The 11,068-nt window shown below is 70.2% G+C and carries 11 protein-coding genes; 5 read left to right on the top strand and 6 right to left on the bottom strand.

The genetic code is table 11. The features are described 5' to 3' along the window. Positions 1–279, top strand: a 279-nt coding sequence (locus tag R6V09_RS34445; protein ID WP_317885391.1) for a hypothetical protein, incomplete at its 5' end; no start/stop codon positions are given. Positions 280–347: 68 nt separating this feature from the next. Here the strand turns inward: R6V09_RS34445 and R6V09_RS34440 are convergent. Beyond that, entirely contained in the window at positions 348–1,004 is a 657-nt protein-coding gene (locus R6V09_RS34440; RefSeq protein ID WP_317885390.1) for a hypothetical protein, read from the bottom strand. Then, positions 1,001–1,294, bottom strand: a complete 294-nt coding sequence (locus tag R6V09_RS34435) for a hypothetical protein (protein ID WP_317885389.1) — start codon at positions 1,292–1,294, stop codon at positions 1,001–1,003. Before R6V09_RS34435 ends, R6V09_RS34440 begins: the two co-directional genes overlap by 4 nt. A 115-nt stretch (positions 1,295–1,409) precedes the next feature. Here R6V09_RS34435 and R6V09_RS34430 point away from each other — a divergent pair, with 115 nt between their 5' ends. Continuing rightward, entirely contained in the window at positions 1,410–2,102 is a 693-nt protein-coding gene (locus tag R6V09_RS34430; RefSeq protein ID WP_317885388.1) for a hypothetical protein, read from the top strand. A gap of 28 nt (positions 2,103–2,130) precedes the next feature. Here R6V09_RS34430 and R6V09_RS34425 read toward each other — a convergent pair whose 3' ends face one another. Continuing rightward, entirely contained in the window at positions 2,131–3,144 is a 1,014-nt protein-coding gene (locus R6V09_RS34425; protein WP_317885387.1) for a thaumatin family protein, read from the bottom strand. A 210-nt stretch (positions 3,145–3,354) separates the two neighbouring features. Between R6V09_RS34425 and R6V09_RS34420 the strand changes: the two genes are divergently transcribed. Then, positions 3,355–5,217, top strand: coding sequence for a sigma-70 family RNA polymerase sigma factor (locus R6V09_RS34420; RefSeq protein WP_317885386.1), 1,863 nt, complete (start codon positions 3,355–3,357; stop codon positions 5,215–5,217). Between the two features lie 21 nt (positions 5,218–5,238). On the opposite strand, the gene R6V09_RS34415 is transcribed toward R6V09_RS34420, so the two are convergent. Then, complete coding sequence (locus R6V09_RS34415; protein ID WP_317885385.1) at positions 5,239–6,237, bottom strand: thaumatin family protein; 999 nt, start codon at positions 6,235–6,237, stop codon at positions 5,239–5,241. A 315-nt stretch (positions 6,238–6,552) separates the two neighbouring features. Here R6V09_RS34415 and R6V09_RS34410 point away from each other — a divergent pair, with 315 nt between their 5' ends. Continuing rightward, entirely contained in the window at positions 6,553–7,107 is a 555-nt protein-coding gene (locus R6V09_RS34410; RefSeq protein ID WP_317885384.1) for a DUF3455 domain-containing protein, read from the top strand. Between the two features lie 81 nt (positions 7,108–7,188). On the opposite strand, the gene R6V09_RS34405 is transcribed toward R6V09_RS34410, so the two are convergent. Further along, positions 7,189–9,267 (bottom strand): ATP-binding protein, encoded by a 2,079-nt coding sequence (locus R6V09_RS34405; RefSeq protein WP_317885383.1) that lies wholly within the window; start codon positions 9,265–9,267, stop codon positions 7,189–7,191. A 287-nt stretch (positions 9,268–9,554) separates the two neighbouring features. Between R6V09_RS34405 and R6V09_RS34400 the strand changes: the two genes are divergently transcribed. Then, positions 9,555–10,817: an alpha/beta hydrolase gene (locus R6V09_RS34400; protein ID WP_317885382.1), complete on the top strand. Its 1,263-nt coding sequence runs from the start codon at positions 9,555–9,557 to the stop codon at positions 10,815–10,817. Positions 10,818–10,825: 8 nt separating this feature from the next. Here the strand turns inward: R6V09_RS34400 and R6V09_RS34395 are convergent. Continuing rightward, a partial coding sequence (locus R6V09_RS34395) for a response regulator transcription factor (RefSeq protein WP_317885381.1) occupies positions 10,826–11,068 on the bottom strand: 243 nt, incomplete at its 5' end.

Raw genomic sequence — 11,068 nt, 5'->3', positions numbered from 1 at the left:
CTGCTCGCCCGCGGCGGCGCGGGCACCGGCTGGGGCGTCCTCGCGGCCGGCAACGCGGAGTCGCTGGCGCTGAGCCTGGCCGGCTGGATGGGCCAGGTGAAGCGCAACCGCACCGGCATGCTGCTCTCCCCGCAGGGCCTGAGCGACGGCGAGGTCATCGGGGTGAAGCTGAGCCGGGGCGTCGTCGGACAGGCCCCGCAGCCGGGCCGGGGCCTGCTGCACCTGGGCGACGGCACGCTGCGCTCGGTCCAGGTGCCGCTGCTGGAAGCGGAACTCTGACCTGACAGCGAAGGGCGGCCGGACCGAAGTGGTCCGGCCGCCCTTCGGCATGCCGTACGGCGTGAAACTCAGGCGGCGACGCCCTCGCTCGCCGCGGTCTCGGTGCCGTCCGGGGAGACCTGGACACCGTCGTCCGTCACGAAGCGGAAGGTGCAGGTGATGGCGTCGAAAAGGTCGTACACCTCGTTCTTCAGCGGCAGGTTGGGGCTGGCGAGGGTCACCACGAGGAAGTCCTCCGTGCTGCCGGGCACCGGCATCATGGTGTGCATCGTCAGCAGCTTGACGTCGATGTCCCCGGTCAGCCGGGTCACCTCGGTGCCGGTGACGCGGGCCACCGTGCCCACGTGGGGCACCTTCGCCGAGGTGATGACCCGGTCCTTGGGCGCCACCCCGTTCGCCGAGGAGACACCGAGCCGCGCGGACAGCACCGGGAGGGTGAGTTCCTCACCCTTGGGCGTGCTGACGGCGAAGACCATGCCGTACGCCATGAAGAGGCCCTCGGTGTACATCGTCGCCGTGCCCGCGGCCAGCAGCGCCCCGTAGCGGCGGGCCGCCCTCGTCACCTCCCGGCCCTGCCGGAACATGTCGTTGATCCGGGCCTTCTCCCGAGGGTCGTCGGTCGAGGCCAGGGCCTGCGCACGGGTGCGGGCCAACTCCTCGCCGCTCAGGTCGACCTGCTCCCAGGAGTCCGGGATGTCCAGCAGAAAACGCTGTGCAGTACTCACTTGCCGCTCCCGCTGTCGAGGTTCGACACCGCGTCCTGGTCGGTCTTCTCGAAGGAGTCCAGGATGCTGCCGATGGCGTCCTTGATGCCCAGGACCTGTTTCTGCAACTGGCCCTTGCCGTCGTCCCACTTGTTCTCGAAGTTCTGGGCGGAGCCACGGGCGAGCTCGGGCCCGAAGGCCGCGTCGAAGTCGAACGTGTTGTGTCCGATGTCGATGTTGTCGTGCACGAAGCCCAACATGTCCTGGGCCTCCTTGAGTTCACTCCCGGGGATGTTGACGTCCGACGCCACTGCGGGCCCCCGTTTCGGTGCGGTACGGATTGATGTCTGTCCTGAACACGAGGTCGGCGGCCCGAATCGTTCACCGCCGTTGAACCTTTGCCGGGGGCTGTCTCGTGTTGCCCACATGACCCCGCTCCTGACCCGCCCGCTCTCCTCCAAGAGCACCGCGCGCCGTGCCGTTGTCGCATCCCTGCTCGCCCTGTGCGGCGTGGCGAGCCTCGCGGCCTGCGGCAAGACGATCTCCATCGGCGACAGTTCGGCCCCCGCCTCCTCGGCCCCCGCGTCGTCGTCCGCTCCGGCATCGCCCTCCGCATCCCCCTCGGCCGCGACATCGGGTCAGGGCGGGGGCAACTCGGCGCTGCAGGTGGTCGATTCGACGGCGAAGGACGCCGGCCTCACCGGCACCGGCGGGACCGTGGTCGGGGCCGTGGTGCAGGAAGCACCGCCCAAGTGGGTGCAGTTGTCGGCGGTGACCTCGGCGTCGCTCTCCTCACCACACCTGATCAACGTCAACCAGGCCGCGCTGTACCGCTTCGACAAGGACACCGCCGCCCCGTCCCAGTCGAACTGCAACGACGACTGCGCGGTGAAGTGGCCGCCCGTGACCATCGAGGAGGGCGGCAACGTCTACCTGGCGGGCGTGAACCCGAAGGAGGTCGGGGCGATCCGCCGCACGGACGGCCAGGTCCAGATCACCGTCGGCGGCTGGCCCGTCTACCGCTTCTCGGGCGACAGCAAGCCGGGCGACCTGAACGGCCAAGGTGTCGGCGGCACTTGGTTCGCGGTGGGCCCGACCGGCAACAAGGCGACGAGCTGAACCCACCGCCCGAACCCGCGAGTTGAAGCTATGAGCCGGTCGTCCCGAAGGTGACCTTGTAGTAGCAGGCCCCCTTGCACGGCATCGTCGCCCCGTCGTCGAAGGCGTACGAATAGGCATAGGGGGCCGCCCGCTTGAAGACCTGGGTGTAGTCGACCGGCCACTTCGCGGGGACGCAGTTCTCGCGGCCCGCCCAGGCACCGCGACAGCAGTACGTGTCGCCGCCGAACGCCGCGCAGGGCGGCTTGCAGCCGACGACCTGCCCGCCCGAGGTGGCCCGCATCGCGGTCGGGCAGTTCACGTCCGAGGTGCAGACGCCCTTGTAGCAGCCGCCGGCGCTGACCGGGTCGACGGTGGTGGTGTGCGAGATGTTGATCCACATCGGCAGGTTCGAACCGTCGACCATGCTCACGTCGTAGAAGTCCATGCCCGCGTACGCGTCGAACGTGAACTCACCCAGTGTGGTCGGCGGGTTGGCGCCCTCGCACACGCTGGTGCAGTCGCCGGTCGCACAGTGGCCCGCGGCCGTCGAGGTGCATCCTGTCCGACCCCAGATCCGGCCGCCCCAGTTGTTCGCCACGGTCACCGACAGGCTCTGGCCCGGGGCGAGTTCACGGCCCTTCGGATAGATGGCGGTGTTGGTGACGATCGCCCAGACCGTCTTCGGGGTGCGGTTGACGACCGTGATCAGACGCTTGCCGGCGGGGGCCGTCGAGGCGTGAGGTGTCGGCTCGACCGCCTTGGTGGTGGGCTTGCCCGTGCTCTTCTTCGAGACCGAGGCCTTGGGGGACGGAGAGGCCGAGGCGCTGTGACTCGCGGACGGCGAAGGCGAAGGCGAGGACGAGGCGCTCGGGGACACGGCCGGGCGCGCGGCCGTGTCCTGGTGGGCGGTCGTGCGCGTGCCGCCCGTTCCGGACGGCGTCCACACGCTGTAGGCGATCAGTACGGTGGCGGCCGTCGCGAGGGCGGCTGCCGCGACGTACCACCAGCGTCGGCGGTGTCCTGGCGCGCTCGCGCCGAGTCTTCTGCGTCCTCGTGCCATCGTCCTCGCGCCTTCCTGATGCTCTTCGGATGCGGTCCAGATGCGGTCCTGCCTATCGGTGACCTTTTCGGCGGCGGCTCGACAACATAAATTCGGACCCGACCGGCTGATTTCTTTTGCTGTCCTGTTTTCTGTAGTCCCTGCGCGCGTCGGCGGTCTCCGAACCAGAGAGATGCCACGGCCGGACCACACGCGGAGGAACGAACCCAGATGCGCAAGAAGCCCAGGAGCGGCCCCGACGCGGGAGTGGTGACGGCCGCGTGCGAGGGCGACCGGCAGGCCCTGGATCACCTGCTGACGCAGTGCCTGCCGCTGGTCTACAACATCGTCGGCCGGGCCCTGAACGGTCACGCCGACGTCGATGACGTCGTACAGGAGACGCTGTTGCGCATGGTGCGGGGGCTGCCGAAGCTGCGGGATCCCTCCGCGTTCCGGTCCTGGCTGGTGGCCATCACGATCAGACAGGTACGGGACCGTGAGCAGGCGCGGGCCACGGACCGCGACCGCAGGGCGCATCTGGAGGACGCGGAGGCGATCACCGACCCCGCTCTCGACTTCGCCGGGCTGACCATCCTGCGGCTGGGGCTGACCGAGCAGCGCCGCGAGGTCGTCGAGGCCACCCGCTGGCTCGATCCGGACGATCAGGAACTGCTGTCTCTGTGGTGGCTGGAGGAGACCGGCGAACTCGAACGGGCCGAACTCGCCGGTGCGTTGGGGCTCTCCGACCGGCACGCCTCCGTCCGGGTGCAGCGCATGAAGAAGCAGATGGAGGTCTCGCGGGTCGTGGTGCGGGCGCTGCTGGCCGCGCCGCGCTGCGTGGAACTGGACGAGACGGCCTCGACGTGGGACGGCACGCCAAGTGCCTTGTGGCGCAAGCGGTTTGCCCGGCACATCCGCGGATGCGGGGTGTGCGAGGGGCTGGACGAGGGGCTGCTCCCGATGGACCGGCTGCTCAGCGGGCTGCCGCTGGTGGCGGTGCCGGCCCGGTTCGACGTGTCCCGCGTGCTGAACGCTTTCCCAACTACCGCTCCCTCAGGGCACGGTGGCGCGCGTCGGCGACACGGGCGCCGGTCCGGCCGTATCGGCGGGAAGCAGGTCGTGGGTGGTTCGGCGGCGGTCGCCGTCGCCGTGGTGGCCGCACTGGTCGCGCCCCGGCTGACGGGCGGTTCCTCCCCTACGACGGCCGTCGCGTCGCCGTCTCCCGCTCCGGTGGTCAGTGTCACGCCGAGTCCCACGCCCTCGGCCTCGGCCTCTCCGAGCGCGTCCCGGACGCCGAAGGCCAAGCCGAGTCCCTCGCCCTCGAAGCACACCCCCGCCGCGCCCGTGCACATCGCGTCCGGCGCCAAGAAGGGCGTCGGGGTCTGGTCGTTCGGCGGGGTGAGCCAGGCGCTCGCGGCGAGTGGGGCGAGCTGGTACTACACCTGGTCCACCCAGCACTCCGGCATCACGACACCCTCGTCGGGCTCCTTCGTGCCCATGATCTGGGGGGCGAAGTCCGTCACCGACGCCTCGCTCGCCCAGGCCCGGTCGTACGGCCCGTATCTGCTGGGGTTCAACGAACCGGACATGGCGCAGCAGTCGGACATGACGGTCGAGCAGGCGCTGCAGCTGTGGCCCGAGCTCATGGCGGCGGGCAAGATCCTCGGCAGCCCCGCGGTCGCCTACGGCGGGGACACGGCCGGTGGCTGGCTGGACCGTTTCATGTCCGGGGCCGAGGCGAAGGGCTACCGCGTCGACTTCATCACCCTGCACTGGTACGGCGGCGACTTCCGCACCCCGCAGGCCGTGCAGCAGCTGAAGGCGTATCTGGCCGCCGTGTACGCGCGCTACCACAAGCCGATCTGGCTCACCGAGTACGCGCTGATCGACTTCTCCCAGGGCACCCGCTTCCCGTCCGCGCAACAGCAGGCGGACTTCGTCACCGCGTCCACCAAGGCGCTCGACGGCCTGTCCTACGTGCAGCGTTACGCGTGGTTCGGGCTGGGCGCGGACCCGTCGAAGCCGAGCAGCGGGCTCTTCACGAACGGCACGACGACGACCGCGGCGGGCCGGGCCTTCCAGTCCGCGGACTGATCGGCCCGGCCGCGTGCGCGGTCAGGGGCTCACTCCCCAGGTGATGCGGTAGCCGCACTCTCCCGAGCAGGTGAGGACGCTGGTCGCGTCGTCGTTGACGTAGGAGTAGGCGAAGGGCTCGGCCTTCTTGAACACGGCCGCCGAGTCGATGGGCCAGGACGAGGGGACGCACTGGGGGCGCGCCGCGTAGGCGCCCGTGCAGCAGGTCTTGTCCGTCTTGAACACCAGGCAGGCGCTCAGGCAGGCCACGACCCGGCCGCCCCGGACGCGCTGCAACGCGGCGGGGCAGGTCGCGTTGGCGTCCCGGGTGCACCCGGCGGCGGAGCAGCCGTTCGCGTCGATCTTGTCGGTGGACGAGCCGCCGTAACTGTTGATCCACATCGGCAGGTTGTTGCCCTCGACGAGGCTGACGTCGTAGAAGTCCATGCCGTTCCAGGCGTTCAGGTTGAACTCGGCCAGTGTGGAAGGGAATTCACCCCAGGTCGATCCGCACTGGAAGTGGCCGCAGTCCCCGGTCGTGCAGTGGCCGTCGCCGGCCGCGTCGAAGGAGCAGCCGGTGCGCGCCCACACCCGGACGTCCCAGTGGTCGGGGACGGCGAAGCTGAGGCTGGCCCCGGGCTTCAGCACCCAACCCGTGGCCTCCACAGGGTGTTTGGGGTCCGCGGCGATCGCGGGCCAGATCGTCCGGTCGAGACGGTTGACGAGCGTGACGGTCCGTTTGCCGACGGCCTTCGCCCGTCCGGCGGTCGTACGGGACGGTGAGGCGGTGACGTGGGGCGACTTGTGTGCGTGGGGAGTGGGCGAGGGCGAGGACGTGGTCCGCGGTGACGTCGTCGTAGGCGAAGGGCGGGGGAGGGACGGGGAGTTGGCGGTCGCCGTGGCATGCGTGGACGACGGGTCCGCGACGGTACGGCCTCCCGGCGGCGGCCCTGTCTGCGCGCGGGCCAGCAGCACACCGGTCACCACCGCGAGGCAGGTGAGGACCGCTGCGGCGATCAGGGCGGCCTGTCTACGAGGCATCTCTCAACACTCCTGTCCGTACCCACATCTCCGCCGCGCGGCGATGCGGCCGGCGGAGTCTTCCGTAGAGGAGACCGGCGCGCGTCGTGCCGGACAACGGAAACCGGGTCGGCAATACCTGTGCGGGCGGGGCTCGTCGCGGGTGAGCAGTGCTGGCCATAAGTCGATCAGAAGTTGGCAACCTGGCCGCGATTGATCCGCCGTACATTGCCTCAGCGGGGCCGAAGATCATCTGATCGGCCCGGAAGTCCGGATACCCGCGACCTTGTCGCAGGAATCGCGACCATGTTCAGAAAGTGTTCTGGAGACATACCGATGAAGATCGCCAAACGTCTCGTCCTCACCACCGCGGCCCTCACCGCCGTCGCCGCCGCCACGCTCGCGAGCGCGTCCGTCGGCCAGGCCGCCACCCCCAAGTCGCCCGTCCGCCTCGGTGTCACCGTGCCCGACGCGCTGAAGGTCCCCGACGGCAACAAGCTCACCGGCGTCTTCTCCGCCGCCGGCGTCCAGACCTACACCTGCACCAACAGCGCCTGGACGCTGCTTGAGCCCGCCGCCACCCTGTGGGCCAAGAACGACCGCACGCACCGCTCCGTCGCCCTCCACTCCCGTGGCCCGGTGTGGGTGTCCACCGTGGACGGCAGCGCCGTCAACGGCTCCGCGATCGCCAACTCGCCCAAGACCGGCACCATTCCGGAGCTGCTGCTGAAGTCCACCGCCACGCGCGGCACGGGCGTCTTCGGCGGCGTCTCCTACATCCAGCGCCTGGGCACGGACGGCGGCGTCGCCCCGGCCGGCGCCTGCACGGGCACGGACCAGGTCAGCGTCCAGTACACCGCCACCTACGCGTTCTACAAGCCCGCCGAGTAACACGACGGGCGGTACGACGACAGTGGCCTCCGGGTGATCCGGGGGCCACTGCTCTGCTTCCCCCTGGGCGCGTACGCGCCCTCAACTCCCTTGCGGCGGCTCCTGTTCGGCCCTGATACGGCCGTGCACCTCCCAGTCCCACACCGTCTCGCGCACCTCGTCCAGCCCACGGGCCAGATGTCTGCGATAGGTGCTGAACGCCAGGTTCAGCTTCCGTGCCACGGCCTCCTGGGTGGACGTCGAGTGGTACGTCGCCGTCAGCACCTCGCCCAGGTGCCGGGTGCGGGGACGGGATTCGAGACGCTGTACGGCCTTCCGGAGCAGGTCGCGCAGCGCGGTCACCGGGTCGCCCTCGCTGAGTTCCTGCACCAGCCGGCTGCGCAGCAGCGGGTTGTCGGCCAGCCCGCCGGGATCCAGCCAGCTGCGCAGCGCCTCCCGGACCGCGGCGTCCGACTCCTGTCGACTCAGCGTCGACAGACGGGACTTCGGCTCCTCGGGCACCACCACCGGTGCCCCGCTGAGCAGCCGCGCGTCGATCCCCTCGGCCCACTCGTCCACCCGCACCGCCCGCCAGTCGTGGCAGAACAGGCCGTGGTCCGGCTCGGCGCGGGCGGCCTCACGGGGCGGCCGGAACATGCCCAGGTACGTCATGAGCGGTGCCCAGAACTTCGGTTCGGCACTGACGACACACGACCAGGCGCAGTGCTTGGCGCGCAGCAGCTCGAAGACGATCCGCGTGCGCACCAGGTCCCACGACCGCGAGGGGCGGTGCCCGTTCTCCTCGTGCACCATGAACCGCGCCACACCGAGGTGTTCGCCCTGCCGCGGAGGTGTCATCGCGGAGACCAGCTCCCACGCCTCCACCGTCACGGGGTCCAGGGCACGTGTCTCGTCGTCGAGCTCGTCGATCCTCAACCAGGCCATGAATCCCAGCAGTTGACCCGTCCTGCGGCGCCGGTGGACATGGAACGCCTCGGGCTGACGCCCCAACCAGTGGGCCACGACACGGGAGTTGTGCTCGCCCTCGACCCGGCGCGTCATCTCGATCAGCGCGGGAGCGTCCTCCGGCCGCATCGGCCGTTCGTCGACGGCGCCCTCGTCCCGGCCGCCCTGGAACTCCCTCAGCCACTGCGCCCTGGAGACGATGTGGTCGAACTCCCGGGCGGCCCGCAGGGCCTCCTGCTCCGGCGCGTTGCGGACGCGCTCCACGAAGTGGCGGCGCAGCGCGCGGTGCATCGCCTTGTACCGCTCCGGATCGCGCCAGCGGAAGTCGCTGTCGAGCGCGTCCCGGACCACGTCGTACGGGCACACGCCGAAGGGGCCCGACTTCATGACGGACAACTGCCGTAGCCAGGCGAACAGTTCGGTGGCGTCCTCGTCCGGAAGCGCCACCCGCAGCAGTTCCTCCGTGGTGTCCACGACATGGCCGCACACCTCCAGCGCCCGCCGGTGGGCGGGCGTCGGCGGCCTGCCGACCAGGTGGGTGAGCAGACGGTCGACGGCCGTACGCAACGGTGTCCAGAACGCCTCGTCCGACGAGGCGCTGTCGTGCGTCGCGGCCTCCGCGGCCAGCCGCAGGGCGAGCGGATGGCCGGCCGCGAAGCCGAGCAGCGCGGCGTGCAGCGAGGGGTCCGCGCCCTGCGCCGTGAGCAGGGCCGCCGAGTCCGCGGGCCCCAACTCCCTGAGCGGCACGACCTGCAGCAGCTCGCTCCACCCGAGGTCCGCCTTCCAGAGCGGGTCGGGCGCGAGCCGGCCGGCGACGACGACCAGGGCACCGGCCGGTAAGCGGGGGAGGAAGCGGTCGCGGATCCACTCCTCCATGTCCTGGTAGCGCTCGAAGTCGTCGACCAGCAGGACAGCGTTGTCCTGGGTGAAGACCTCGGCGGTCGCCGCCTCGAAGGCCGACGGGGAGCGCTCGATCGTACGGGCGTCGACGTTCACGACCGGCCGGCCCATGGCGCGGGCCTCCGCGGCGAACCGCTGCAGCAGGGCGCTCTTGCCCATGCCGCCCGGTCCATGCAGCACGATGACCGTCGGGGCACCGGGTTCGCCGGCCGCCGCGCGGCGGAAGAGGGCCAGTTCCCGTTGCCTGCCGACGAAGTACTGCAGCCGGGCGGACGCCAGTCTGTCGGCCAGGACGGCGGAGTCCTCCTTCGCCATGGCTTTCCTTTCCCCGGAGCCGACCTCTTCGGGCCGCTGCGAAACCTACCGGGTCGGGCCGGACGACGGGACACGGCCGGACCTTACGTGGGTCTTACGGACGACTCGACCGACCGTCGGAAGGATGCAGGAAGGACGCCCCGAAACCGGGGAGGGGGTCGTCCGTGGAAACGGTAAGAGACCCGCTTCTTTGTCCTATTCGCGCTCGTTGAGGAACGCAAAGGGGTCCGTAGCCCTCCTTCTGTGTGAAGGAACGAGCACAGGCAAGGAACCGGGGACTGAGTGGCATGGGTTTGACCAGCGAGACTACCGTTTATGTGATGGCGGCCGTCGCCGTCGTCTGCGTGGCGCTGCTTGTCTGGGTATGGCCGCGGCTGGCGAAGCCCACGGTGCGGCAGGTGCTCGGGCGGCTGACGGCCATCGGGGTGACACAGGTCACGATTATCGCCGCATTCGCGTGCTGGCTGAACTCCTCGTACCAGTTCTTCGGATCGTGGGACGAGCTCTTCGGCAACACCGACACCGCGCCCGTCGGTGTGACGCAGGCGGCCGACCACAACGGCGACGGCGCGACGGGCGTCTCCGTGAAGGGGGCGCTGGTGCAGCCCGCCTCCGACGAGCAGCTGAACCGGGTCAGCGGACTGCCCACCGGCAATCCCGCGGTGAACGGCAAGGTGGAGTCGGTGAAGGTCATCGGCCGCCGCACCGGCGTCGTCGACCCGGCCTTCGTCTATCTGCCGCCGCAGTACTTCCAGAAGGCGTACGCCAGGCAGCGCTTCCCGGTCGTCGTCGCGCTCAGCGGCTACCCCGGCAGCATCTTCAACCTCGCCCAGTACCTGCGGGTGTCACAGACCGCCGGGCAGCTGCAGAAGAACGGTCAGATGCAGCCGACCATAATGGTGATGATCCGGCCCACGATCGCCCCGCCGCGCGACACCGAGTGCGTGAACGTCCCCGGCGGACCGCAGACCGAGACCTTCCTCGCCAAGGACCTCCCGCAGGCCCTGAAGTCCGCCTACCGGATCGGCCACGACGCCAGCGCCTGGGGCGTCATGGGCTATTCCTCCGGCGGCAGTTGCGCTTTGCAGCTGACGATGCGCAACCCGCACGTGTACACCACGGCCGCCGCGCTCTCGCCCGACTACCGGGTCAAGGACGACCCCACCACCGGCAACCTCTTCGGCAGCGGACTCGGCCGCGTCAACCGGGTCAACGGACACGACCTGATGTGGCGGCTGAAGCACCTGCCCGCACCCCAGGTCTCCGTCCTGGTCGCCGAGAGCAAGCACGGCGAGCGCGGCTATCCGCAGACCCTCGCCTTCATCAAGGCCGTCAAGGCGCCCATGCGCGTCGTGTCCATCCTGCCCGAGTCGGGCAGCCACAACTTCCCCACCTGGGTACGGGAGATGCCCGCCGCCCTGAAGTGGATGAACCAGCAACTCACCTTCCCCCAGGACGTCGTGCCCCGGCACGTCGCCCCGAAGAAGGGCCACAGCACCGTGCGTGCGGAGGGCACGGAGCCCACACCGACCGCCCGCACCCGCAAGTAGCGTCCGCCTCAAGGGCGTTGGCCCCGCCCCAGAGTCCGGGGCAGCTGGCCCCGGCGCTGGATGCCCAACTTCCGGTAGGAACTGGTGAGATGGGTCTCCACCGTGCGCCGGGCCAGGTGCAGCAGATCGGCGATCTCGGTGTTCGTACGGCCGTCGGCGGCCAGCTCGGCGATCCGGCGCTCACTGTTGGTGAGAGACCCCGAACCGGTGCGGGCCGGGGCCGTGCGCCGGGCCCCGCTCTCGCCCAACGC

The sequence above is a fragment of the Streptomyces sp. W16 genome (genome assembly GCF_033194735.1).
Lineage (GTDB): Bacteria > Actinomycetota > Actinomycetes > Streptomycetales > Streptomycetaceae > Streptomyces.
The sequence above is the reverse complement of the archived record's forward strand: the minus strand, read 5'-3'. Positions and strand labels throughout refer to the sequence as shown.